This is a genomic window from Streptomyces sp. NPDC104106, from assembly GCF_055584345.1.
On the sequence record NZ_JBVJMF010000029.1, the window covers coordinates 52,305 to 78,253 of the forward strand.

17 protein-coding genes and 5 pseudogenes are annotated in these 25,949 nt (G+C 66.8%); 17 read left to right on the forward strand and 5 right to left on the reverse strand.

All coding sequences use genetic code 11. The features are described 5' to 3' along the window. Positions 1-41: 41 nt before the first annotated feature. Entirely contained in the window at positions 42-3,068 is a 3,027-nt protein-coding gene (locus ACZ60X_RS40490; RefSeq protein WP_469610149.1) for an NACHT domain-containing protein, read from the reverse strand. 293 nt (positions 3,069-3,361) lie between these two features. On the opposite strand from ACZ60X_RS40490, the pseudogene ACZ60X_RS40495 reads away from it, so the two are divergent. From ACZ60X_RS40495 to ACZ60X_RS40535, 9 genes and pseudogenes are all read left to right on the forward strand, one after another. Then, positions 3,362-4,465: pseudogene (locus tag ACZ60X_RS40495) on the forward strand (IS630 family transposase). Between the two features lie 96 nt (positions 4,466-4,561). After that, a complete protein-coding gene (locus ACZ60X_RS40500; RefSeq protein WP_469610261.1) occupies positions 4,562-5,020 on the forward strand; it encodes a PPOX class F420-dependent oxidoreductase in 459 nt (152 codons plus the stop codon). Positions 5,021-5,413: 393 nt separating this feature from the next. Then, positions 5,414-5,977, forward strand: a complete 564-nt coding sequence (locus ACZ60X_RS40505) for a hypothetical protein (RefSeq protein WP_469610152.1) — start codon at positions 5,414-5,416, stop codon at positions 5,975-5,977. Between the two features lie 226 nt (positions 5,978-6,203). Beyond that, positions 6,204-6,767 carry a DinB family protein gene (locus ACZ60X_RS40510; RefSeq protein ID WP_469610155.1) on the forward strand — a complete coding sequence of 188 codons (564 nt, stop codon included), beginning with the start codon at positions 6,204-6,206 and terminating at the stop codon, positions 6,765-6,767. Positions 6,768-6,995: 228 nt separating this feature from the next. Beyond that, entirely contained in the window at positions 6,996-7,484 is a 489-nt protein-coding gene (locus ACZ60X_RS40515; protein WP_469610158.1) for an HIT family protein, read from the forward strand. A gap of 768 nt (positions 7,485-8,252) precedes the next feature. Next, positions 8,253-8,561 carry a hypothetical protein gene (locus ACZ60X_RS40520; RefSeq protein WP_469610161.1) on the forward strand — a complete coding sequence of 103 codons (309 nt, stop codon included), beginning with the start codon at positions 8,253-8,255 and terminating at the stop codon, positions 8,559-8,561. A 2-nt stretch (positions 8,562-8,563) separates the two neighbouring features. Beyond that, positions 8,564-9,355, forward strand: a complete 792-nt coding sequence (locus ACZ60X_RS40525; protein ID WP_469610163.1) for a cyclic nucleotide-binding domain-containing protein — start codon at positions 8,564-8,566, stop codon at positions 9,353-9,355. Between the two features lie 12 nt (positions 9,356-9,367). Then, positions 9,368-9,787 carry a DUF1349 domain-containing protein gene (locus tag ACZ60X_RS40530; RefSeq protein WP_469610165.1) on the forward strand — a complete coding sequence of 140 codons (420 nt, stop codon included), beginning with the start codon at positions 9,368-9,370 and terminating at the stop codon, positions 9,785-9,787. Positions 9,788-10,131: 344 nt separating this feature from the next. After that, positions 10,132-10,868 (forward strand): annotated as a pseudogene (locus ACZ60X_RS40535) (transposase). A gap of 25 nt (positions 10,869-10,893) precedes the next feature. Here the strand turns inward: ACZ60X_RS40535 and ACZ60X_RS40540 are convergent. After that, entirely contained in the window at positions 10,894-11,637 is a 744-nt protein-coding gene (locus tag ACZ60X_RS40540) for an SDR family oxidoreductase (protein ID WP_469610168.1), read from the reverse strand. 98 nt (positions 11,638-11,735) lie between these two features. On the opposite strand from ACZ60X_RS40540, the gene ACZ60X_RS40545 reads away from it, so the two are divergent. Further along, positions 11,736-12,638 carry a LysR family transcriptional regulator gene (locus ACZ60X_RS40545; protein ID WP_469610170.1) on the forward strand — a complete coding sequence of 301 codons (903 nt, stop codon included), beginning with the start codon at positions 11,736-11,738 and terminating at the stop codon, positions 12,636-12,638. Between the two features lie 516 nt (positions 12,639-13,154). Here ACZ60X_RS40545 and ACZ60X_RS40550 read toward each other — a convergent pair. Next, a complete protein-coding gene (locus ACZ60X_RS40550) occupies positions 13,155-13,778 on the reverse strand; it encodes an RICIN domain-containing protein (RefSeq protein ID WP_469610173.1) in 624 nt (207 codons plus the stop codon). A 624-nt stretch (positions 13,779-14,402) separates the two neighbouring features. On the opposite strand from ACZ60X_RS40550, the pseudogene ACZ60X_RS40555 reads away from it, so the two are divergent. The 3 genes and pseudogenes from ACZ60X_RS40555 to ACZ60X_RS40565 form a co-directional block, all read left to right on the forward strand. Continuing rightward, positions 14,403-14,852: pseudogene (locus ACZ60X_RS40555) on the forward strand (YaaC family protein); the annotation flags it as partial. 189 nt (positions 14,853-15,041) lie between these two features. Next, on the forward strand, positions 15,042-16,175 hold the full coding sequence (locus ACZ60X_RS40560) for a SagB/ThcOx family dehydrogenase (RefSeq protein ID WP_469610175.1): 1,134 nt from the start codon (positions 15,042-15,044) through the stop codon (positions 16,173-16,175). 339 nt (positions 16,176-16,514) lie between these two features. Next, positions 16,515-17,747, forward strand: a complete 1,233-nt coding sequence (locus ACZ60X_RS40565) for a cytochrome P450 family protein (protein ID WP_469610178.1) — start codon at positions 16,515-16,517, stop codon at positions 17,745-17,747. Positions 17,748-17,779: 32 nt separating this feature from the next. Here ACZ60X_RS40565 and ACZ60X_RS40570 read toward each other — a convergent pair. Then, positions 17,780-19,026 (reverse strand): annotated as a pseudogene (locus tag ACZ60X_RS40570) (telomere-associated protein Tap); the annotation flags it as partial. Further along, a pseudogene (locus ACZ60X_RS40575) lies at positions 18,950-19,135 on the reverse strand (ISAzo13-like element transposase-related protein); the annotation flags it as partial. The pseudogenes ACZ60X_RS40575 and ACZ60X_RS40570, both read right to left, overlap by 77 nt. 247 nt (positions 19,136-19,382) lie before the next feature. On the opposite strand from ACZ60X_RS40575, the gene ACZ60X_RS40580 reads away from it, so the two are divergent. The 4 genes from ACZ60X_RS40580 to ACZ60X_RS40595 all read left to right on the forward strand — a co-directional run bounded on the left by ACZ60X_RS40580 (position 19,383) and on the right by ACZ60X_RS40595 (position 25,548). Next, positions 19,383-20,012, forward strand: coding sequence for a hypothetical protein (locus ACZ60X_RS40580; RefSeq protein ID WP_469610180.1), 630 nt, complete (start codon positions 19,383-19,385; stop codon positions 20,010-20,012). A 114-nt stretch (positions 20,013-20,126) separates the two neighbouring features. Then, the gene (locus ACZ60X_RS40585) at positions 20,127-20,435 is read left to right on the forward strand and encodes a hypothetical protein (protein WP_469610182.1); all 309 of its coding nucleotides are present in this window, start codon (positions 20,127-20,129) and stop codon (positions 20,433-20,435) included. Positions 20,436-20,912: 477 nt separating this feature from the next. Continuing rightward, complete coding sequence (locus ACZ60X_RS40590) at positions 20,913-25,124, forward strand: golvesin C-terminal-like domain-containing protein (protein ID WP_469610184.1); 4,212 nt, start codon at positions 20,913-20,915, stop codon at positions 25,122-25,124. A gap of 91 nt (positions 25,125-25,215) precedes the next feature. After that, entirely contained in the window at positions 25,216-25,548 is a 333-nt protein-coding gene (locus ACZ60X_RS40595; RefSeq protein WP_469610186.1) for a hypothetical protein, read from the forward strand. The last annotated feature ends 401 nt before the right edge of the window (positions 25,549-25,949 follow it).

Here is a 25,949-nt window from a genome sequence, read left to right on the forward strand (position 1 = left end):
CGGTACGACGACCTCATGCGGTATGCGCAAGGCCCGGTGCGCTATGTGCGGAACCGCCGCAGAAGGCCAGTCCTGATCCTACCCTCCGACCTGCCCCGTCCCTCGTGCCGCACAGCGACGCGGTCGGCGGGTAGAGTCTCCAGGCCGTGGATCTTCCCTGCGTCCACGAGGGTGACGTCGATGTGTGCGCGCGGCACATTCCGCAGCGGAGACAGGTCGACGGGCGCCTGGTAGCTCTGGCAGGCCAGGCGCAGGGTGAAGGAGGCCAGGGAGGGAAAGGCCGCGGCAAAGTCCGGTATCTGCTGTCCCGTCAGGATCCCTTCTATATTGAGCGAGGTGACTTGGGACAGTGGTATCCCGGGGAGCGGGACACCGTGCAGGGAGGACAAGGTTAGGGACTTCAGGTTCGAGGCCCGTGCCAGGAAGGAGAGATCCACCCCGTCCGGCAGCCGGTGCAGGGAGAGTTCTGCGACTGGGCTCTCGCCGAGCGCGGCCAGGTCCGTTATGACATCGCAAGTCTCGATCGTGAGTCGGCTCAGCCCGCTCAGCGGGGTCAGTGAGGGAAGCGTGATCGACACGGCGCTCGACGGTGCGATCGACAGGGAGTGGACCTTTATCGGGGCGAGGACGTTCACGAGCTCGTTCGTCAACATCTGCCCCCTGAGGAGGAGGTGCGGAATCCGATCGAGTGACTCCAGGCAGCTGATCTGTTCGGGACCGGTTAGGTGCAGCGTGAGGTCGTCCAGCGGCAACCCGTCCAGGATCTCCTCCGTGAAGGCGTGGGCGTCGAAGTAGGGCCAGGACAGGGCGACTTCCTGCCGTACGTTGCGGTCGCCAACACGCTTGAAGCGGGCCAGCTGGTCGAGCGCGGCCTCCCCGCCGATCCGGGCGATGGTCATCACCGTCGCCCGGGCCTGCTCCGGGGTCAGTTGCTCCGGTCCGGGAAGGAAGTCGAGGACAATGTCCCCGGCGGTGGCGAGTTCCTCCGCGTCCGCCGAAGTGGCCGGCGGGATGAGGGCCGAGGCCCGCAGGTTCACCGCGGCGCGGACCGCCGGGTCGAGGGTGGTGGCGTGCTCCAGCGCGGCGGCGGCCAGCAGGTGGTAGCGCCGACGCAGCCGCGGGTCGGCGGTCTGGTCTCCTAGCTCGATCAGTTTCCGCAGAAGATAGGCGCGTTCGCCGTCCCGGGCGTGACCGACGGCGAGCCGGATCACGTCGTCCCACTGGTCGTCACGGCCTGACTCAGCGATCAGGTCAAGGTCCTCAGCCTCGACGGCCGCCTTGGCCCCGAGATAGTCCTGGAACGTGCGGTGGATGAAGTCCACCATACCGGCCGACGGCTCCCGAAGGAGCCCGCTGCGCAGCAGCAGAAAGCTGAAGACGTCCTCGGCCCGGTCGGGTGGTGCCAGATGCGGCATGGCCGGGAGCTTCTCGCGGATGATTCGGATCGCGGTGGTCTGGGCGGCTTCCGAACGTCCGTTGCGGATCAGCCAGTACGCGATCCGTTGGAGTAGCTGGACCTGGGCTTCCTCCGTGGGCGCCAGCCCCTCCGGCGCGGCGATCTCGCGCTCCTTGTCGCGGCGCACGAGCAGCATGCTCAACGCGGCGGCGTACAGCTCCATGCGGCGCTCGGGCAGGTGGGTGAGCCGGTCGCGGTGCAGGGCGCAGATGAGGGCGCACATCAGAGGGTTGGTGGCCAGCCGATACAGGTCGTACTTCTGCCGCAGCGTGGTGCTCAGGGCGTCCCGGCAGCGTTCCACCGCCTGTCGTTCCTCGGGTTCATCGACCACGGTCAGGACGGCCGCATGCCACCGATGGACGAATCGGTCGACGTCATGGCGGGTCATCGGAAGCAGGTTGAACTCGGCGAAGTCGAGCTCCGCCAGCCAGTGCGCGCCCACGGCCGACGGGCGGGAGGTGACGAGGAAGAAGGTCCCGGGGTAAAGGTCGACGAGATCATGCAGCCAGCGCCGCACCACGGGTCGTTCGCTCTCGGATACTTCGTCCACGCCGTCGATGAGGACCATGCCGCGGCCGCTTGCGAGCACTCGGTCAGCCCAGTGTTCCGGTTGCAGACCGTGCAGGATATTGCCCGCTGCGCCGAGGAATTCCTCGGGACGTGGCAGTCCTGGGTGCTGGGCGAGTGCGCGCAGTGGGAGCATGAACGGTACGCGGCCCCGCAGTTCCGCCAGCCCGTCGGGGAAGGCGTCTTGTGCGGAGGAGACGGCCATCCACTGCAGCAGGGTGGTCTTGCCCGATCCCGCCGTTCCCCGCAGCATCGCCCGGTTGCAGTCGGAGAGGGCTTCCTCCACCCGCCGGCGGTTCGCCGACGGCGAGGCTCCGGCACGTTGCGAGGCCAGTTCCAGGTTCAAATAGGCGGTGTCCAGCGGCCAGCGAGCTCGGTTGGGGTCGCTCAGGTCGAGGCCGAAGATGTTGAGCTTGCCATACTTGCGTTCGATGTGCGCCAGATAGCGGGTCTCGAACTCCTCGTCGGCGCTGCCGGGACGCGGAATACGGTCCACCAGAGCGTCTAGCGCGCGCAGTGTCTCGTCAAGCATGCGGGTCTGGGCGACCAGCGCATTGGCGATGAAGGTCGAGCGCTGGGTGAAGAAGTGCAGGATGTGGAGACAGCTCAGATCCAGGAGGCTGTCATAGAGAGCGGTGGCGTCGGCGGACAGGTCGCGCGTGGCGTCCGGACGTGCTGCCTTCAGGCGGTGCGCCAGCTCCTCCTGCCCGAGACGGACCGCCTGGACGTCGTCCATGTCCAGTTCGCCCAGAACACTCAGCGTCGCCGCGAGAGCATCCGCCAGAGATTCGCGTTCGTCGGACGCGATCGGAGGCTCGTGGGGGTTCGCCTCGACGGCCAGTTTCACCAGTTCCCGGGCGATCTTCCACATGTCGAGATGGGTCAGGCTGCGCTTCTCGCCGTGCCAGCTGACCAACCGGGACACACGCACCGGCTTGTCGACGAGTCCCGCGCCCGGCCCCTCCCTGACGAAGAGCCGGGCGATGATCGGCCGCGCGACCGAGGAGGCAATGCGAGCGGTCGTACCGACACTGGCCGGATCCATCGGACCTCCGAGTCGACGCCACGGGGCCCCGCCCCACTCCTAAGGCCCCTAGATCATAGGGAATTCGGACAGCCATCAGCAGGGGAACAGGCGTAGAGGCGTGGTGACGTCGATACTCGGTCCCTCCGGCAGTGGGAGTGACATGTCGCGTCCGCGACCGGCTCGACGCCAGGAGCTCCGGTCGATCCGCTCCGGGCACTCGTTCGCAAATTGTCCGTGTGTCTGTACTCAGGTTGAATCGGCGCTGCCCGGGCGGTCGTGACGCGTGGTGATCCCTGTGCTACGACGACCTCATGCGATATGCGCAAGGGGGCGGGCTGACACCGGTCCCGGAGAAGCGGGAGCGGCTGCGGCTGGAGGCCGCCGAGCGGTTCGCAGGCGGTGAGAAGACTGAGGTCATAGCGCGGGAGTTACGGGTGACCTCGCGTTCGGTGCGGCGCTGGCGGTGTGCGTGGCAGCTGGGCGGTGGGCAGGCGCTGCGCTCGAAGGGGCCGGTGTCCGTCGAGCGGCTCAGTGCACGGCAGTGGGAGCGGCTGGAGCGGGAGTTGAAGCGCGGTCCGCCGGCGCATGGCTGGGACGATGAGTTCCAGGGGTGGACGCTCAAGCGGATCAAGCTGCTGATCGGGCGGATGTTCCACGTCGGCTACACGGTCCAGGGTGTGTGGAAGCTGCTACGCCGGCACGGTTGGTCCGCGCAGGTCCCGCTGCGGCGGGCGATCGAACGCGACGAGGAGGCCATCGAGGTGTGGAAAGCCGAGGTGTGGCCGCAGGTAAAAGGACAGCGGCGGACCTGGGCGCCCACGTCTGCTTTGAGGACGAGGCAGGTCAGGGGCTGAGGCCGCCGAAGGGCCAGACCTTGGGCGCCCCGCAGGAGTAGGCCCGTGGTTCGGGTGCGTGGCCGTAACCAGGGTCGGGTCAATATCGCCGGGGTGGTCTGCTACCGCGCCGGGCACCGCTCCCGGTTCTTCTACGCGCTGCACATCTGGCACGGGCGCCGGGGCGAACCGAAGACATTCTCCTGGCGCCAGTACCGCGATCTGATCGTCATAACCCACCTGCAGTTGGGTACACCCGTGGTGCGGTGCTGGGACAACTTGAACGTGCACCTGGTGAAGGATCTGGCGGACTACGCCGAGGAGCACAAGGACTGGCTGCGGATCTTCCAGATGCCCTCCTGCGTACCGGAGTTGATCCCGGCCGAGGGCATCTGGTCGCTCCTCAAGCGGCACCTGGCCGACCTCGCCGCTGCCGATCTCGCGCACCTGACCCGCGTGATCAAGCGGAAGCTGAAGAAGATCCAGTACCGGCCCCACCTGATCGACGGATGCCTGCCGCCCACCGGCCTGATCATGGATCTGGACGCGATCAGACCACCGGACGTCGCGAGTTCAATCTGAGTAATTCGAACAAGCGATCTAGAGCGTGTTGTGAAAGTGGGGGGGGGGGGACGGCGTCCCCGAAATTGTTGGGTGGCTATGGATGTTGACCACGTCATGACTCAAGGACCAGCGCCTCGCTCACTGTCCGACGAAGCCCTCTCCGACCTGCTTGGCAAGCAGCAGTTCGGCACGCTCGCCACCGTCAAGCGCAGTGGCCACCCCCACCTGACCACCATGCTGTACAGCTGGGACTCCGAGGCCCGCATTGTGCGGTTCTCGACGACGGCCGACCGCATCAAGGTCGGGCACCTGCGGCGCGACCCGCGTGCGGCGCTGCATGTGCAGGGCGGTGACGTGTGGTCGTTCGCCGTTGCCGAAGGCGAGGCCGAGGTCTCCGAGATCGCGACGGTTCCTGGCGATGCGGTTGGTCGGGAGCTGCTCGGGATGATTCCTCAGGCCGTGAAGCCGGAGAACGAAGATGCGTTTCTGGAACAGTTGGTCGCCGAGCGCCGAGTGGTCATCCGGTTGAAGGTGGACCGGCTGTACGGAACAGCGCTCGACATCAACGGCTAGGTGTATGAGGCCAGGACGATGGGGTAGAGCGCGGAGTTGGCCTTGCGGTCGCCGCCTCGGTTGAGCCTGCGTCGGACAGTCGAATAGATCCTCTCGGAAGCGTGACGCCTTCGCGAACGCTTCCCCAGGTCCGGCGTCAGGCAGCAGACTCACTTCGCGGCCTTCGTCTTGATCAGTGCACCTTGGCCGGAGCACATGATCAGACGAAGGCCGCCCCAGTGTCCGGAGAATCCCCAGGTGAGCGGCCTAGTTCGAGGCGCATTTCGACCTCGGACCATGAGAGACAAGCTGAGGCGCGGCCTCAGGGCATTGACAGAACAGGGATGGTCCCGGGGATATCAGACCTGGTTCACTCAGGAGGTGGGTCGAAGGTCCACGCCACGGAAGAGGGATATGTCCAGTTTAGAGGACGCCGCAGCTGAACACGCGCGCCGACAAAGGCAGGCCGCCGAGTCCGCAGCTGTCAACTACGCGCAGAGCCAAAGGGCCCGTCAGCAGGGGGCTGCGCTCCTGCGCGAGCATGCCCGGGAGTTCTTCGACTTCGCCCGGGATCACGCTGCCCCCACGTTCCCTCTGCACCTCGAGGGGCCGATGGAGCATCCAGGCATGTATCGCGTCGACAAACCGTGCGTCACGGCAGCCGCCTGGGACCGAGGCGTGTTTGCCGGCAGGTATACGCCCGGTCAGTGGGCCGTCTCCTCTGATGGGAACGTCTACTACTACGCAAGAATCGAACAGCGTCGGCGTTTCCGCGACGCACAGCACTCTGACATCCGCGACAAGGTCTTCGTCCGCATCGATATGAGCCACCACGAGCTGCACCAGATCACCTGCGAACGGATGAACCCCCACTTCGTGGCGGCGGCGGCAGCACTGCTCGACGCTGTCCCTGTAGCACGTGTCCCGGAGACGCTGACGGGCATTCAGGAAGACGGATTGATCGGTTACGTGCTGTAGATCAACACCGAACGTGACCGCTTCAAAGTCCCCCGACCTTAAAAGACAAGGTTAGAAGCTGTGTCAGAACCGGCGATCTGTGACGTTCTGTAACGGAGGGGCTGTAGACGAAGGGCACATCAGCCCCCAGCGTCATCTCCCGGTCCGGCGCACTCTCGCGGCCCACGGCCGGCGACGGCGACCGCGAGGGGCGCCGCCAGGTCTCCGTTGTATGTAGTGTGCGGAAATGACAAGAAGCGAGCGGCTCGCGGAGCAGGTGGACTGGTACTGGCGCAAGAACCTGCGGCCGCGCCTGGACGGTCTTACCGACGAGGAGTACTTCTGGGAGCCGGTGCGCGGCTGCTGGAGCATCCGCCCACGTGGCACGTCGGCCGCACCGATGTCGGCAGGTTCGGGGGAATGGACGGTGGACTCCGCGTCCCCTGACCCGGTGCCGGCACCGGTGACCACGATTGCCTGGCGGCTGGCGCACATCATCGTCTCGTGCCTGGGCTATCGGGTCGGATGGCACTTCGGCGGCCAGGACGTGGACTTCCAGACATTCGCCTACGCAGGGACCGCTGACGAGGCGCTGAAACAGCTCGATGAGATGTACGGGAGATGGAACGCGGGGGTCCGCGAGCTCTCGGACGCTGACCTGGACAATCCGCCCACGGTGGGCCCCGAGCGGTTTCCCATGGAGAGCATGGTCCTGCACGTCAACAAGGAGCTGATCCATCACGGCGCCGAGATTTCCCTGCTGCGCGACCTCTACCGCTGGCAGAACGGAGCCGTACCGCGCCGAGTATGACTAAGTGCGGCCCGATGGGCGGCCAATCTGTCGGTCAGGAACCGCAGATGCCGGGTGGACAGGTCGAGGGTAGAGGGGTAGACAAGCACACGAAGCTCCTGGTGGTGCAGGCGATCTTGGTCGTGAACCCGGCTACCAGGAGCTTCATCGCGTGCGCAGGCCAACCGTCGGGTTCAGCCAAGTTGGCCGTCGACATCATGGCTGCGGGCTCTGTATAGGCTGGTGCGCGTGGATGTGACGGGGTGTCTTGGGTGTGACCTTCTGACCGGGCGCCGGGAGTTGCCCGGGGGCGTCCTGCACGAGACCGCTGCGTGGGTGGTGAACCACGTTGTCGGTCCGATGAATCTCGGCACCCTGATCGTCGGTCCGCGAGAGCACGTCGTGGCCATCGCCGAGCTCGACGACACGGCAGCGTCGGAACTCGGCCCCTTGCTGCGCGATACCGCTCGTGTCGTGGAGACGTTGTGCCGGCCCGAGCAGACCTACGTCTGCCTGTGGTCGCACGGCCGCGACGCGCGCAAGCACCTGCACATCGCGGTCCAGCCGGTGACCGCTGAGGTGCGGGCCCGCTACGGCGGGCTGCGTAACGAGCAGCTCCAGGCCCGGATGTTGGCCGACGGTGACGAGCCGGACATCACGGAGGTCGAGCAGTTCTGTGAGCGGGCTCGCGAGCTGTTCCGAGCGATCACCGACAGCAGCATCGAACACCGCAGCTGATCACCGCGCGACCTCAACATGAGGTTGGCAAAGGCTCAGTGACGGCTGAAAACCACACCGAATCGAGACGTAGAACAGCTCTCTCTGGCTCGGACAGACGACATACATTCGGGGACGGCCCCCTTCGGCTGTCTTGCTTATTCGTAGGAACGGCCCCTTGGGAGATCTCCTGGAGCCCCCTTGCAAAGGTTAGGCAGTCCTAAGAAGAGGCTGAATAACCCCTACCAGTGGGGGTTCTGGGTGAGCCGTACGGTAGAACCCCTCCCCCCGGGGACTTTCACAATCCCGCATGGTGTTACCTTGATATCGCTGAACACCACGGCTTTTGGGAGCCCTCGCTCAGCACTGGCCGGTGGTCCATCGGGGGTGGCTCCCCCGAGACGGCCCCGGCCCAACCTCTTCTAACACCGCACTAGACGACCCCGCCCGGTCCTCCGGGCGGGGTCTTGTCGGTCCTCGGTCACGTCTGAGCCGTCACTGTGACGGCTCAGGGGTGTTGCGTGAAAACCGGTACTCCTCATTCCGTGTATCTCCGTCAGGAGCGATCGAAAGCTTTGTTCCTGACGCTGGTCGAAATGCGACGAACGGAGAAACCCCTCCCGAAGAAGGATTTGTGTTCGGCTCACACGGATGGCGTAGCATTCATGGCTAGGCCGGTGACAGACCGTTAGCCGCGGTCGCGAAATGCCTTCGGCTGAAGCGAGGTTCCCAAAAAACCCGCGGTCGAGCTTCGGCGTCGGTCGAAGCTCGACCGCCATTCGAAGGGTCATGCCCTTGTTCGGCGACGTCTACGTCGCGGTCATCATGATCTTCGCGATCGTGCTGGCCGCCGCCTGTTACGCGGTGCACCGCCTGGAGAGCCGCCCCGCCCGGCTCGTCTCCGTCCTCACAGCACTCGCCTTCCTGGTCGGGGCGCTGGTCCCCGTCGTCCGCATCCTGGCCGAGTCGGGGGCACCGCCCTCTGCGGTCGTCGCGCCGACTGGGCCAAAGGCGACCGGCCTGGTCGCGGCGTCCCCTGGCGGCGAGGCGGGAGGACATACGCCGACGGCTTCGGCCCCCGTCTCGGGGAGGTGGTGAGCATGGGCGGCGTCGCCGTCAGTTCCACCAGGAGGCACCACGAGGCCAAGGCCATAAGCGAGTTCTTCAGCATGCAGGGCCTGTCGCCGGACTCGGCAGACTCCCTCGCGGACGTCAGCCGTCTGCGCAGCCGAGACCGCAACCGCCCGCTCGCGCTCGGTGTAAGGCGGGCCGCCTACTTCCTGATCGACGGCCGTATGTCGGAACAGGTGGGTGCCGACAGGATCCGGCTCTGGCGCGAGGTGATGCTCTTCGAACAGATCACCGACAGGACGGTCCCCGTGCAGGACGTCGACGAGCACCCGCACCCGACCGCCAGCCGACGGAACATCGCCTACGGGACGTGCCTGTCGCAGTGCGTCTTCATCGAGGCCCCCAACTCGAAGCTGATGTCGCTGGCGCTGGCCGATCCCTCGATCGCGTTGATGCTGGCGCGCATGGCGACCAAGCGGCACACCCTGACGGAACGGCTCTACAGCGTGAGCCGAGCAACCCCGCTTGCCCGAGTCGCCTCAGTACTGAACTACCTGACGGAACCCACCCGCAGGAACGTGATAAAGCACCGGGAGGACGGCGCCCTGGTCATGACGACCACCGAGGAACTGGTCGCTTCCGGACCGAGCCAGGCCGACATCGCCGACGCCTTGTGCCTGGGGCGGGGAACCGTCGAAAAGGCTCTCTCCGAACTGCGGCAGCTCGGGGCGCTGAGGGCCTTCGGTCCGGGCGAACGCACCAACCGTTGCTATCCGGTCAAGGACCAGGGTGCGCTGCGCATGATTGCCCTGGGAGGCTGACAGCCGGCACGGGTGCCCGCGATCCGGGCGCCTCTTCCGTCCTTATGCCACAGTGACAGCACCGGGTACACGTCACTCCGCGTCGACGAGCGCACCTGGATCAAGGCCGGGGTGGAGATGACCGACGGCCTCCCGCACCTCGGTGCCGTCGTCACCCACAACCAGTCCGACTGGTCCCTGTCCCCGGTCCCCGACTGGGACAACCGCCTGGTCACCATCAGGGCCAGCCGCGCAGGCGACGCAATCACCGTCCGTGCCCGCACCGAGGAACATCCCTGGCGCATGGTCCGCCTGGCACCGCTCCCGCCTAATTCGACTGCCATGGCGGGCCCGTTCTGCTGCTCGCCCCAGCGAGCCGGACTTCAAGTCCGCTTCACCTGCTTTGCCCTAGGGGCCGCGGACAAGGCCCTACACGAAGACCCCGCCAGCTGAATTCACTCCGCGGAGCCCATCCAGCGGGTCAATGCGTACTCACCCGCGTGGGATCAGCCCCGCTCGTGTGGGGGCGCAGTCGGTAGGGGAGCGGGGTGAGGGTCATCCCCGGCATGATGCGGCGCATCGCGACGGGCCCGGCGTTGCGGGTGAGGCCGGTGCCGGGGACGAACGCCCGGGTTGTAGGCGACGGCGTCGATCCCGGCGGGCGCCCACGGCCTGATGGTGGAGTTCACCGACATTGAGGCGCTGGACTTCGACCTCTAGTGCTGTGACCGGGAAGGTTCGCCGGGGTGGCCGGCGGTTAGATGTGCGATGACGTCCGTCTGGCTGTTGGGGGTGCGGTGGCCGAGCCTGTCCGTGTGCGCAGGTTGACCGACCAGGAAGGGCAGAAGTTGCAGCAGATCGTGCGCCGGGGCAGCACCAGTTCGGTTCGCTATCGGCGCGCGACGATGCTGTTGGCGTCGGCTGGCGGGAACCGGGTGCCGGTGGTCGCGAAGCTGGTGCAGGCCGCCGAGGACACTGTCCGGGATGTGATTCACCAGCAGGGTCGTGCTGGTCCAAGCAGGGCCGCCCCGAACGCCATCCCGCGACCTACCACCGCGCCCACGGAGTCCGCTACTTCCACGGCTGCTACTCCATCGGCGACGACACCCTGTGGGGCGTCAACCACGCCAAGAAGGGCGCCGCGAACACCCTGGCCGCGCTCAAGTCGATCCGCGCGGCCCGCCCGGACGGAGCCCCGATCTACGTCATTCTGGACAACCTCTCCGCCCACAAAGGCAAGCAGACCTGGCGCTGGGCGAAGAAACACCGGGTCGAGCTGTGCTTCACCCCGACCTACGCGTCCTGGGCCAACCCGATCGAAGCCCACTTCGGGCCGCTGCGACAGTTCACCATCGCCAACTCCCACCACCGCAACCACACCGCGCAGACCCGAGCCCTGCACGCCTACCTACGCTGGCGGAACCAGAACACCCGCCATCCCGACGTGCTGACCGCTCAACGCCGCGAGCGCGCCCGCATCCGCAGCGAGAAGGGCATCCGCTGGGGCGGTCGCCCCCTCTCCACCGCGCCCTGACGTCCCGGCGAACCGGTCAGAGCACCTAGAGTTGCGAAGCCCCTCCGTCGACGGGGAACTCCGTTCCCGTCGAGAAGGTCGCATCGAACGCCAAGTACGCCACCGCGGCGGCCACCTCCTCGGACGTCCCCAGCCGCTGCATCGGGTTGGTGCTCCGGTAGGTGTCCTTCATCGTCTCGACGACGTCGGCAGGCAAGGAGCGGTCCAGGATGCCCGTGTCGATCGGGCCGGGGCTCACGGCATTGACGCGCACCTTGCGCGGAAGCAGCTCGCGGGCCAGGGTGCGCGTCATCGACCGCAGGGCTGCCTTGCTCGCCGAGTAGACACTGAGCGCGTCAAGGCCCAGGACGTTCACCACCGACGTGGTGAGGACCACGCCGCTTCCCTCGCGCAGCAGCGGCGCCAACGCCTGCACCGTGAAGTACGGGCCCTTGGCGTTGATACCGAACAACTCGTCGTACATCTCCTCCGTCGTCGAGTCGAGCGGCGCGGACGCAGTGACGCCGGCGTTGACGAACAGCGCGTCCACCGCGCCGAACCGCTCCTGGACCGTGCCGGCCAGCGCCTTGATGTCCTTCAGGGACGCGGCGTCGCTACGGACGGCGACCGCCTTGTCCCCCAACTGCTCCAGTGCGGCGTCCAGGGCGGATCGGGTGCGGCCGGTGATCAGTACGTGCGCCCCACCGTCCGCGAACAACCGGGCCGTAGCCAGGCCAATACCGCTGCTTCCGCCCGTGATCACGATCTTCTTGCCGTCATAAGTGGTCATGCCCTCAAGCCAATACCCACCCGCACCCCCTGTCCAAGACCTGTTCCGCATGCCGCCATGTCCCAGGCGTATGAAGACGCGCGACGTACCCTGGGCGAATGGACGTTGATCTGCGGCTCGTGCGCTATTTCACGGTCGTGGCGGAGTATGGCAACTTCGGCCGGGCCGCCACCAAGCTGCACCTGGCGCAGCCGTCGCTGAGCCGCCAGATCCAGCGACTGGAGGCTCAGCTCGGTGTCCGGCTATTCGACCGCTCGCCGCAGGGCAGCAGCCTCACCGACGCCGGTCAGGCATTCCTTCCCAGGGCCCGGATACTGCTCCAAGGAGCCGAGCAAGCCGCTCGCGCTGCCAGAGCCGCCGTCCAGCCCCGTGCCGTCACCATCGGCTGCGCCGAAGGACTGGTCATCACCGCCTGTGTGCAGGAACTGCGCCGTCGGCACCCCGACGGCCAGGTCCGCACCCGGCACCTCGATTGGCGGGACACGCGCGCCCTCGCCGAGGGGCGGGTCGACGCCCTCGTCGCATACAGACCCCTGCCCTTGCCCACGGACGGCTTCCGGGTGACCAAGCTCCATGAGGAATCGCGGGTACTCGTCACATCGGCGAGCCATCATCTGGCGAACGAGAAAGCCGTCAGCCTGCGGGCTCTGTCGGACGAGGAACTGGTGGCCTGTGTCAGCACTCCGGTTGTCTGGAGCACGCCCAAGCCGGTTGGCGACCGCCCGGCACCACCCCCGCCCGCGATCGACGACAGCTACGAGGACAAGCTGGAACTCATCGCCACCGGTCACTGTGTCGCGATCTTCCCTGCCGGCGATCGACGCGCTGCTGTGCGCGAGGACATCGCCCTGGTGCCCATCATCGACATCGATCCCTGCGAGGTCGTGCTCATCACGCGCGCTGACGACCCCAACCCGCTGCTCGGATCGCTGGAAGACGTCGCACGTACATTGCTCGGCACAGCCTCCCGACGGGAGAACAACGAACTGCCAGTCAACTGACCCCCTTGCCTCTGCGAGGTGTTCCATAGGGCTGTCGACCGCTCCAGTGTGGCTCCGACTCCACCGATTTCCACTCGGTCCGTCAGCCGTACATCGCCACGCGGTACGGACGCGCAAGCGCGCCACTGAGTGGGAGGGGGTTGCGGCTTACCGGCGGAGCCGAGCGTGTTCCACCTCCGCAGATTCACCGCGACGGACGTCTGCCGGTTGCCGGGTCGGTCAATCTGCGCACACGGACAGGCTCGGCCACCACAGCACCCCCAGCAGTCCGATCGGACGTCAGCCCACATCCAACCGTGACCACCGTCAACCCGGTGAACGTATGCGGTCAGAGCACTAGGCCTCGCGCGAGTCCAGCCGTCCAGCGCCCCTGAGCTGAGCCGAAGCGCGATAGTTGTCACAGAGGCAGACCTGTTGTCACGCAGATCGCGGCGCGTGGTGGCAGCTCAGGAAACCGATGACGCTGCTCCTGGCGGGCGCGGTGGCCGGACGCGGCTGCCGCGCCCGCCAGGCTGGTTACACCTGGCCGGGGCGCAGGAAGCGCCACAGCCGGTCCGTGCTGGCCACGGCTCGGTCCAGGACGAGTTCGGACCATTCATTGGCACCGGGTTCGCGGACTGTGATGGCGAGGTCGGGGGCGCTCACGGGGCGAAGGAGGTAGGCGTGCTTGGGGGTGGGGTCGCTGGTGTCGTCTCCGGCGCGGGTAGTGAGGGGATCGAGGGTTAGACGCCACTGCTGGGCCGGGCTGTACTGATCGCAGGGTTGCTGGACGACCGCCTTGTCGATCTCGGTACCCGATGCCTCGACGCACTTGTTGGTGCTGGTGTTGCGGATCTCCCACTTGCCGTCGCCGTGAACGCGCAGCGTCCAGTGGTAGTCAGCCCGCTTGTGCTCGCTACGGCGCGAACCGCGTAGCTGCACACCGTTGTTGGTGGAGTTGTTGTAGATGTACATCGCCATGCCGTTGGCGCGGGAGACGATCTGGTAGTCCGTCACGACTGCCTTGGAGGAGCGGGGGGTGGGAGCGGAGCCCTCCTGCCGGGCCGAGGCCGTTCCGGCCAGAGCGGTGGTGGCAAGGATGGTCGCGGCCAGGGCGGTCAGGGTCGAGATCCGGGCGGTGAGAACAGGGATTCTTCGCATTCTTCCTCCAACGGACGGACGCGCTCTCCAGCACCAGTCGGTGCTGGGCACGCCGCAATCAGGGCGTACCCGCACGTAATTGGATGCCGAATAAATGGGTGCAGGAATACCTCAAACGAGGCACTTGTCCGACAGTCCTGTCTTACGACTTCGGGGGCGCATGGACAGCAACGCACGCCGGTCCACAAGTGACCGCGGATCGTCCTCCTGCTCCAGCTGGCAGCGTCCTCCTACGCACTGCAACTGGCCGTCCAGTTCAGTGCCGACCGCCTCCATGAGCAGATCCGGCTGACGGGCGGATGGTGGCCGGCCCTGCTCGCTGCCTTGGTCTGCGTGGCTTTCCTCGCGGTATGGACCAGGACGACGATGTGGATCGCCCAACTGCTCGGCCAGCCCACGATCGCCTGACCGCCGTCAGCGCTCGACGCTGCGGTCGATCCCCGGTTCGGCGACGTGCAGAGCACCGGCCCGGACGGCCACATCGACTGGGCCGAAGACTCCGTACTGGGGCTACCCGTCGTCCGGGTCTTCTGGGACGCCAGTGTTCCCATTGCCGGACAGCCGACACCGTCCCTGGCGGACAGGGTCGCTACCTGGTACTGAGGCGAGCTATTCGTCTTCCCTGCCCTCGGAGAGAACCCAGAGCCCCTTCATCCGCTGCTGGCTTGGTGGGCCGTGCTCTACGTGCTGTCGATGCTCGCCCGCTGCGAGCCCTGCGCCTGGCAGAAGCGCATCGACATCGACGGCAGCACGAGGCCGCGGCGATCGAGCACCTTCTGGAGGCGGCCCGGGATTACCTGCCCGCCCTCATCCGGGACACGATCGGCGAGGTGTCCTGAGGAGACACGAGCGAGAAACACGGTCCGCGGTGGGGCCTGCGACGGCTGCGCCGGGCGCCGCCCGTCGCCTGGGCCGACACTCCGCAGGCGCCGGGGCACTTCGGCGGATTCCCGGGGCGTGGGCAGCGGGCTTAGTGCACATGTTCACCTGTTCTTGGGGTTTGCGGCTGTTTCATCGAGCCGATGCGGTGCGGGTGGGCACAGGGTGAGGGAGACACCAACTGAGGGGAGGTGACGAGTGATGCGGAAGATCGCGATGAACGCTCAGGCGGCTGTCCGGAAGGACCGCCGTGCCGGGTACTACATCTACAAGTGCGAAGGCGGCGCGAAGTGAGCCCGCCGTGGGCGGACGCCGGCCTCGGGGTTGTCGTCCGCCCCTCTCTTTCCACCTTTGCTTGCCTTCTGACGTCTTCGCGGAGCCGCTGTGCGTTATCGCCGTTCTCGATGCCTGACCTGCTACTGGCGCGACAGGTTGTTCGTCGTCCATCCCTACCCGCACGGCACACCCACGTCGCTGCATCCGGTGGCCGCCGAAGTCCTCTCGGCCTTCGAGGACTGGACGGAACAGGCTGAGGCCACCAGGGCCTTGGAGCATCTGACGCCCGCGACGGTCGACGACGCGGTCGCGGCCCTCGCCGAGGCAGGTGCGCTTCTGGCCGAGGACAGCCTTGAGGCGGCACACGACGAAGCGATCGACCGTCACTGGGGCGTGTGGGCACCGGAGGCCCCTTTTCTGCACTACGCGACGCAGAACGACTACCTCGACACCGGAATCAACACCGCAGACCCTTCCCTGGTGCCGGACGCGGCTGGCATGCCGCCCCTGTTCACCGGCTACCCGGAAGCTTTGCGGCTGCCACTGCCCCGCCGGCGCACCGACCTGCCTGTCCCCTTCGACCACGTCTTGTACGGGCGGCGTACCCACCGGGACTTCACCGGTGAGTCTGTCTCGCTGACGGTCCTGGCCACGCTGCTGTCCATGGTTTTGGGCCCCGTGGACTACATCGACAGCGGCCGCGGTGCCCTCTACCGCCGCACCAGCCCCTCCGGCGGGTCCCGCCAGGAACTCGATGCCTACCTCGGCCTGATCAACGTGACTGGTGTGGCGCCTGGCTGGTATCACTACAACGCGCTGGAACACTGCCTGGAACTGCGCTCCGAGGGCCTCACCCGTACCGAGGCAGCGCATCTGTGTGCCGACCAGGACTGGGCCGGCGAGGCGGCCTTCCTGGTGGCCCTCGCCGCGCGGCTTGAGCGGATGACCGCGAAGTACCACACGCCACGCTGCTACCGCGTCTGCCTGCTCAACGCCGGTCATCTCGGCCAGTCCTTCGCCCTGACGGCCACGGCCCTGGGCCTGGGGCCGGCCCAGACAGGGGCCTTCAACGATGCCCTCGTCGCCGAACGGTGCGGACTCGACAATGCGGGCTGCACACCGCTGTACGTCCTGGCGGCCGGCCACCCCCGCCAGCCCGGCCCCAACGAGCCGCCACCGGCCGGCCTCAGCTCCTTCGCACACACCCCGCTGATCAGGGAACCGGGCCACCCGGCACAGTGACCACAGGAACCCCAGACCGGCCCCACACCGCACCTCTGCGCAGCAGGACGAAGACCACCAGACCGCTCGGCCAGCTCGTGGCCTCCCGCGCTACGCAGGACCGCGCCCCGTCGGGCAGAGTCCCAACGCCGCGGTCGTCCTCCACGCTCGCGGACAGGAGTACGCACCTTGACGACCACGCCCGGCGGCCTTACGCCCCCCACCTCTGGCGACACCCCTGCCGCTTCGCACGCCGCCTCAACGGATACGCCGACGGCCCCACCAGCCACCACCTTGGCCTGTGAACTGCCGCCCTCCCTGGGGGAACTCGTCGGCAAGCACCCCGGTGAGCCGAACGTAATGGACCCACAGCTCCTCGCCGACCCCTTCGGCGGCTACGGCCGACTCCGTGAACAAGGTCCCGTCCTCCGCGCACGTTTTATGGACGACACCCCCATCTGGCTGGTGACACGCTTCGACGACGTACGCGCTGTCTTGCGCGACCCACGCTTCGTGAACAACCCGCACCTGATCCCCAGTCACACTTGCCCGGACCGGGGCGAGCAGCTCATGAAGCTCCTCGGTATCCCCGAGCAGTACAGTGTGCACATCCTGGAGTCCCTCCTGACCAGCGATCCGCCCGAGCACACCCGGCTGCGCCGCCTGGTCTCCCGCGCCTTTGCCGCGCGCCGGGTTCCCGACCTGCGCCCACGCGTTGAGGAGATCACGGACGAACTGCTCGACGAACTTCCCGGGCAAGCCGACAAGGACGGAGCGGTCGACCTCATCGAACACTTCGCGTACCCGCTGCCGATCACGGTCATCTGCGAACTGGTGGGCGTGCCCGAGGCGGACCGGCCGCGTTGGCGGGCCTTCGGCTGCGACCTCGCCTCGCTGGAACCCCAGCGGATCGCAACCTCCTTTCCGGCCATGGTTCACCATATCCACAAGCTGATCGCCCAGCGCCGCGCGTACCCGGAAAACGACCTGCTCAGCACACTCACCCGGGCCCAGGACAACGACGGCACCCGGCTCAGTACGACCGAGATGGTCACCCTCGTCATGACGCTGGTGCTCGCCGGACACGAGACCACCGCCCACCTCATCGCCCACAGCACCGTCGCTCTGCTGACCCACCCCGACCAGTTACAGCTGCTCCAACAGGACTGGGAGCGACTGCCGCACGCCGTGCACGAACTGACCCGCCGGTGCGGCTCGGTCCAGATGACTCAACTGCGCTACGCCGCCCACGATGTCGAGCTGGCCGGTACCCGGATCCACCAGGGCGAGGCCGTCCAACCCGTCCTCGTCTCCGCAAACCATGACCCACTCCACTACGACGACCCCGAACGCCTCGACCTGTCACGGCAAAACGCCGAAGACCACGTCGGCTTCGGGCACGGTCCCCACTACTGCCCGGGCGCCTCGCTTGCCCGTCAGGAGTGCGAAGTGGCCATCGGCCGCCTGCTGCGGCGCTACCCGGACCTCTCTCTGGCCGTCGCCCCCAGAGAACTCAAAACCCAAAAGCGCCGTCGACAGCCAGGCGCCTGGCGCCTCCTCAGCCTCCCCCTGCACCTCACGCGTGCGATGTAGAAGGCTCCGCCCCCCGCGTGAGCGGGGAGCTTCAGGTAGCGCTTCATGCACTCGGCGTCGGTGAGATCCCGCGCCCAGTCGTAGGCCTCCTCGAACAGCTTCACGTCGGGGCCGCGTACGTGGAAGCGGGGCAGGTGGGCCAGGACGGAGTGCCCGTCGGTTGCCTCGCACAGCGCCGGGTCCACCGGCTCCGTGCCCAGCGACCCCGACCGGTGCTCGGAGTGGTGCCTGCCGTGCTCGTCCGGCTCGCTCGCCCGGGTCGGCGGGTTGAGCGCGGTCATCAACTGAAGCCCGGTGACGTCCGGGGAGCCGACCGGCGTCATCACCCGCGTCGCGTACACGCCCAGTACCTGGGCGAGTGCCGCGGACTCGAGCTGTGCGGCATGTCCCCAGGCGCGCTCATCGAGGGTGTGCCAGGAAGGGACGCACAGCTGCACGCACTGCCGTCGGCTGCCCCGGGCGGGGCGGTAGATCCGCGCCCACGGCCCGAATCCGCGCTTGGTGAGCTGCCAGTCGGCACGCTGCAGCTGCTTGACGACCTTGTGCCCGTCGGTGAGCCGCCCGGCGAGCCGTTCGGCCTCGGACAAGGCCACCGGGAGACCGTAGCGCTCGCACGCCGCCTCGGTGAGCACTAGCAGCGGATCAGCGTCCCGTCCCGAGCCGTGCAGCCTCTGCGCCCCGAGCTGCGCGTTTTGAGGGCCCATTCCACCAGCGCGGGCAGGGACTTGGCGGGCACGTCCATGATCAGTCCGCCGACGCCGTAGCCGGTCACATGCCGGTCGGTGTCGGCGTCGAGGACGAGCAGCGGACCGTGCGGGTACGCACCGCCGGGCGCGGGGGTGTGTGCCGGGGCGGCCTTCTCCGCGTCCGAGCGGCGTGAGGTCGGCGACGGCTGGACGGCAGGGGCCGGACGCAGCGCGGAGGCCGGGGCGGGAGCGGCGGAGACAGCGGACGGGGTGGCCCCGGGTACTGGCCCCGCGGGCGCAGGCGGCGTCGTGGGCGCTGCGCCGGTGAACATCTCCGCCACGGCCGTGTCCTCCTGCGGTGCACCGGTGCTCTCGAAGGCGGGGTAGAGCTGCGCGAGCTGCTTCAGCAGGTGCGCGTACGCCTCCCGCTGCGGCGGCCGCGGCTCGGTCCGGCCCGCGTCCCAGTCGCCGGCGGTCGCCCGACGCACGCCCAGGGCGGCGGCCACTTCGTCGAGGGAACTGGGCGTCACGGTCGGGCACCTGACTACCGGCCCGGGTCTTGGCCATGCCCTGCAGACTGAAGCCCATCGCACGCAGCAGACCGCCGACCACTGGGGCACTGACCGGATGACCGGCATCAGTCAACTCCCAGGACAAGTCCCGCAGCGAGGCCGTGGTCCAGCGCAGCGGGGACACCGGATCACTGTCTTGGTCGACTGCCTGTATCAACGAGCTCCGTTGTGCTTTCGCCTCGAACCTTCAACGGCCTTGCGTGACCTGCGAACACGCTAACTTCCCGGCCTTGGGGGGAAGGCCCGACCCCGGTCGAGTACGAGACCATCATGACCCCACCCGCAGCTCTGGCTGCATAAACCCCGCTGTCACCCGATCATGCAGCAGTCCCTTGCTTCCCACCTGGGCTACTTCCTCTGGAACCTCAAGATAACTGATGGGCACGCAGCCGGCGGCCTCCTACAACGAGATGAACATGGAACGCCGCTACGGCATCACCGACCCCGCGAAGGCCGCAGCCCACGGGTTCGCGGTGGCCCAGGACACCGGCGGACCGAGCCAGGCGGATCAGGACGCCGAACTCGCGCGGGAAGACCAGGAGTCCTCGGCCGAAGGCTGGGACAAGGCGATGAACGAGACGTGCATCCCCGAGGCCAACCAGAAGGTGGGCGTGCTGCTTCCCTCCGACACTGCCGGAGACCTCGCAGGGCAGTCCCTCAAGGCCACCCGCTCCCAGCCCGAGGTGCAGCGCGCCCTCGCGTCCTGGTCCTCCTGCATGGCAGGCCACGGACACCAGGTGAAGAGCCTGGACGACGCCGAGGGCCGGTTCGCCCAGCCCGGCAGGACCGGGCTTCAGCCCGAGAAGGCAGAAGTATCGATGGCCACCGACGACGTCGCCTGCAAGAGCACCGCCAGCCTGGTGTCGACCTGGTACACGGCGGAAACCGCCTACCAGAACAAGCAGATCACGGCGCACAAACAGCAGTTGGAGGCTGCGAAGAACCGCGATGCCCTGCTACTCAAGAAGGCACGTGCCGTCCTGGCAAGCGTCAGCACGGCACGCTGAGCCGTCCTGCCGTCAGATATCAGAGGAGACGTGGTGGTAGCCAGGAGAACTGTCGTTGGCTGGATCGTGGCTGCCGCCGTTGTCTTCGGGGCGGCAGCCTGGCTCGCGCACCGCATGAATGCCAGCACCCAGCCGGACACCGGCTCGCCGGAGGCCGTGAAGATCACGGACTCCGGTGTCCGGTACGAGCACGGCAAGCAGGTGTTCAGCGCCGACTACGCCATCCATAACGACGAGGGACACGCGGTCACCTTCAGGGTGGTGTTCGACTTCGAGAACGGGACCACCCAGACCGTGACCAGGCGCATCGGGCCCGGCGTGTCCGTGCAGGGAACGATCAGCACACCGTTCGAGAAACCACGTCCCTCGGCCGATGGCACCCCCTCCGAGGTACGCGTCGCCGACGTCAGCACCTCAGAGTGATCCACAGCCCGCACACCGTCCTCGCCAAGACCGGCAATGAGCAATAGGGGCCCGTTACCGGCCCCCTGAGCTGACCGCCTTGCCCCGCGCTCCCTCCGACCGGGGCAAGGCGGTTTCTGCATCCGGCCCGAAAACCTCAAGCCACCGCCCATGTGATCCGCCCTTGCGCGCCCATGGGCGGGTCAAACCGTCCCCGCAGACCAGGGACGGGACATCCCATCACACCAGAAATTCGGGGAACTTCTTTTGAGATCCAGAAGACGATCACCATTACCTTTGGCCGTCCTTGCGGTGTGTACGGCGCTGACGGGCGGCCTGCTGCACGCCGTCCCGGCCACGGCAGCCCCTGCCTCTTCAGGCGGCCACAGCTCTGCCACAAGCCCTGCTCCGTCGCCGTCGCCTGCCGGACGGGTTGCCGATCCGGACCATAGCCTGGGTGGCGGGTGGAAGACGTCCACGGACCGGGTGGTCACAGGCGTGGCTGACGCGACATCGTTCAAGATTCTTGTCGCGGACGAATCCGACGCGTACCAGTGGAAGACCGCCGCGGCCTTGTCCGAGCCGGGTATGCCGGCGGATTCGTGGATCGGCAACATGTGCGTGATGGACCGCGACCATGTGGCTGCTGTGTACGCGCCCCGGTCGTTCACGAACAGACCTGACCTGATGCAGGGCGGTGCGTTCACGGCGATCATCAACACCAGCACCGGTGACGTGACGAAGCTGCCGTTCACCGGGACGCTCGCCTACTTCGACCCGTCCTGCAACACCGTCACGCACACGGCCGCGTTCACGCAGTACCGCGAGATGAACGATGCGTCGAAGGTGCGGACGCGTGTCATCACGGTGGACACGGCCGGCAATACGCTCTACAAGAGCGGCGAGCTACGGGGGCAGGTTTCCTCTCCGGCTCCGGTCAAGGACGGCGTGGTGGCCGGTCTGGGCCAGGACCTGGTGCAGGTCGGCAAGAACGGCCGGATCCGTAAACTTGCCCACGGCGACAGCGTTCCGTTCGACATCCGGCCCATGCCCGGCGGAAAGACCGGCTTCATGGACCGGAAGGGCACCACAACCGGCCAGGCAAAGGTGTTCACCGGGCACGGCAGACCGGAAATTGTGGCAGCCGGGCCGTTGGGAGACCTCGACCTGGTCTCCGGTTCCGAGGGCAGCGTCTTCCTTACGGGGCACCCCAGCACGGACGGGACGGAAGGCAGCGGTGTCAGCCGGCTGAACGCTCCGGCAGACACCGACGTCTCCTCCCATGGCCAGCTGGCCGTCGAGCCTGTACTCACACCTGGAATCCGTGCCGGACTGACCCGCATCCAGGCCGCCGGAAAGGGCTTCACGAAGGTCGACGAGCCGCAGGCCGGTATACGCAACCGGTCCGGGCAGGCACCGCAGTCGGCGGTCGAGGACACCTCCACGGTCATCAGGTCCACGGCCGTGGACACGGGGAAGAAGCCCACCCAGCACGTCACACTGGTCCAGCCGCGTTCCGGGAACGCGCTCTCTCCGGCACTTTCCGGTTCGTCCGCGCCACGCGGTGTGAGCCGGGTAAAGGATGACGTCTCCAACGATCCCACGGATACCGACCGGTGGTGTTCCGTCTCCCGGAACGATATGAGCGTCCAGGCGTTGCAGCCGACGCCGAACCAGGTCGAGTGGGCCGTGGACATGGCGGTGCGCGGCCAGCTCCGCTCCCAGTGGATCAGCCAGGGCGGCTGGCGTTCGCAGGCAGGTCTGGGCACGATCGACCCGCAGGGCCTGTTCCCCCGTCCCCAGCTGAACGGGGGAGGGCAGATCCCGGCGAACGTGATGCTGGGCATCCTGGCGCAGGAGTCCAACCTGTGGCAGGCCGAATCCGGCGCGATCCCCGGCCAGATGGGCAACCCGCTGGCAGCCGTGGACGGCTACTACGGGCACAGCGCCAAGGACACCCTGCTGGGCTACTGGCGCATCAACTGGAACAAATCCGACTGCGGATACGGTGTCGGCCAGGTTACCGACGGCATGCGGCTGAAGGGACACGAGAAACCCAACGAGACCAGTCTCGACCCGAATCTGCAGAAGGCGATCGCGATCGACTACGCGACGAACATCGCCGCGTCGATGAAGATCCTCGCCGACAAGTGGAACGAGGTCCACACCGACGGGCAGAAAGTCACCGTCAACAACGACAACTCGGCGAAGGTGGAGAACTGGTTCACCGCCGCCTGGAACTACAATCTCGGTTTCAACCCCAAGTCGGCCGCCTCGAAGAATGGCGGACACTGGGGCCTGGGCTGGTACAACAATCCGGCCAACCCCTTGTACAAGGAGGGCGCCTGGGACCACCCCTTCATGAACGTGGACCTGGACCCCAACAACATCACCGACGCCGCACACCCACAGTACTGGCCGTACGAGGAGAAGGTGATGGGCTGGTCCGCCTGGTCCATCGACACCGGCTTCTCCTACGGCACCGACGGCCGGCAGGACTGGAAGGGCGAGTCCGGCTTCGCCTCCGCCGGGTTCCGCCCCGCCTACTGGAACGGCACGAACCTGCCCGCCACGGTGGAAGGCAGCGCGAAATACAACCGGGCGCACGTCTCGCCACCGCTCGACACGTTCTGCAACACCCAAAACAGCTGCAATCCGTCCAGCCCGGTCGATTGTCCGGACGAGGACTGCTACAAGCAGTTCTGGTGGAACCAACCCACCGCCACCTGGAAGAAGGACTGCGACACCACCTGCGGCAACGAGAACATCAAATACACCACCCTGCGTGCCGAGCCGGGGCGCGGATACCGGCTCAAGAACGGCGCCCCTGTATGCGGTACGCAGCCGGCGGGGTCCGACGTTGTCACCTCGATCCCGAACGGGACCGAGACCTGGTCGGACTGCGGGAAGGCGTCCTCCACGGGTCAGTTCCAGTTCACGTTCTATCCGGACTGGGACAAGCACTACGAGGCCAAGGCCGACCTGTACTCCATCGGCGGCGGAGACGGCGGGCACTTCTGGTACACCCACACCCGTAACGATGACCATCTGGGAGGCGACAACAACCGGATGACCATCAAGGGCGAGTGGACCGCCGGGAAGTCCTACGACCTGGCAGCCGTGTACGCGTACGTCCCGGACACCGGCGCGCAGGCCCGCCACGCCGAATACACCATCAGCGGAGCCCAGGACGGCCCCTACACGCGGGTCGTCGACCAGAACGCCAACAACGGCAAGTGGGTGCAGCTCGGCGCCTACAAGTTCACCTCCACGCCGAAGGTGACCCTGACGAACTACACCAAGACCGGCACCGGCGACCATGACATCGCGTGGAACTCCGTGGCGTTCAAGCCGATCAAGGGAACGTTCGCAAAGCGCACCCTGACCGCCGCGTCAGTCTTCGACCCGAACCAGGAGATCGACCCGGGCCCGCAGCTGGGGCAGCTCAACTCAACTCCGCTGAAGTCGGAGGTGGCCCTGTACGACTGGGCCATGGGGCTTGCCTACCAGGGGCCGCGCTGGGACAACTCCCAGGCGAACGCAACCGGACTGACGTATGAGGCACGCTGCGCCACGGCCCAGGCGGAGGGCGAGTGCACGGGACAGAAGACCTGGGACGCGGCGGAGGAGTGGTACAAGGACATCAAGGCCGGCGGGTTCAAGCCCACGGCTGACGGGTCCGCTCCGGCGATGTCGGTTCCGGTGTGGATGGGCATGGCTAACCGGCGGCCCGATACGTCACTTCCGGCGTCGCAGGCGTACCAGGACCCCAACAGCTACAAGATCAGGTCAGATGTTGAGGTCACCTACATCGTGGGTGATGACGGGAAGATCGTTGACGGCACGGTGGGATCCAGCTATCGGGCCCGTGTCGGCAACGCCCACCTCCCTTCCTTCGTCACGAAGATCATGAAGGCGATCGAGGCGGACTATGGAATCCCCGCGCCCGACATCGACTACACCACGCAGGATGCGCTGGAGTACGGAAACGTCGTGGAGTCCCGGCCCTACGCGGATGGTGACACCCCTGGCCAGGCGTACTTCCCGCACTTCCAGGCCGCTCAGCTCGACAGTTCCAGGCAGTGCGTCAACTTCCGGGCGGTCGGGGGCGGTGTCCACGGCTACCGGGCGATGATCGGCCACAAGTACATCAACGACAACGTCAAGGCATGGGTAGACGAAGTCAAGGCCAGCCTGAAGACGAACTACGCGGTGCGTAACTTCGCCGGCGACGTCTACTCGATGTTCTTCAAGAACAGCGGCGACAACAACGTGTTCGGCAGTCTGATCGGTAACGCTCCCCCGATCTGGCACGACATCGCCGGCGCGTTCTGCGCCGACGGAACCATCAAGCCGATGCACCGTCAGGATGACACGGACATCGACCCGCACAACGGGCTAGTCTTCCAGAGCTACATGCCCGACCTGTACGTGTACGTCGATGACAAGATGACCGACAACCTCGGCCGTCCGTCGAACCAGCGGGTCCACGCGGGTGACTGGGTGGACTTCTCCAACCCGCCGCCCCCGGCAACGATCAACGGCAACGCCTACGGGCGGTGCGACGTCAAGAACCGGGGCAGCGGCGGCAACCCGTGGAACGTGCTCGCCCCTGTGCCGTTCATCGGAGATGGTCCCGGGAACCAGCCGTCGAAGGTCTTCCACTGCGATGACCCGCTCCAGGAGTTCGACGTCAACCTGACGCAGTAAGCCTGGTATCGCAGTAGCCAGTCAGCCATGGTGGGGAGGCGCCGGGATCCGGTCGCCTCCCCACCAATCGTTCGGAAGGTACAGTGCACCCATGGGAACCGGGACCATTACAGTCATCTTCTTTCTATTCCTTCTCTACGTCACTCTGGTGACCCTCCTTTGCGTGAAAGCCGCAGAGAACACGTCATGGAAGATGGCTACACTGATCGCCTCTGGTGGGATATTTCTCCCTTTTGCAGTGCTTTCCATCCTCGCGCCCGGAATGCTCCTCCTGTTGGCCTATCTCGTTCCTGTCATGATGGTCAGTTTCAGAGCCGCGGACCAGAAATCTCTGAAGGCGGGCATGCTCACTGCTGCGGGAACGGTGATTCTGCCGGTCGGGATCTTCATGGCATTCGGGGTCGCCTCGATCGCTGGCTGGTGACTTCCAGTCGCTCACAGCCCGGCCTCGGCCTCCGCCACTCGGTAGATCTTCTGGATCTCGGTGATGGCGTCCGAGGGCCAGGCCGCGCTCACCGCGCACAGCACGGACATCACCGAGGCCCCAGCGAGCGCAATGAGGAGCCCGGCTACCGCATCTACGCAGCCCGCTGGGCCCTCACCGTGCCGACGGGCACCGGCCGCATTGCCTTGCCGGGAGCACAGGCCTGCCGCCACCTCGTCACACCTTTCCTTCCCCCTGGGGCCGGGGAGTGGACATCTCGTGCGTGCCGCTGCGCCACGACCGTGCCGTCATCGCCGCCCGCGTCCTGGCCGCCAGGCTGCACACCGCCTGCCGTACCGGCCCCCCTGTCCCGGCCCGGGACTGTACGGTCACTGGTGTAA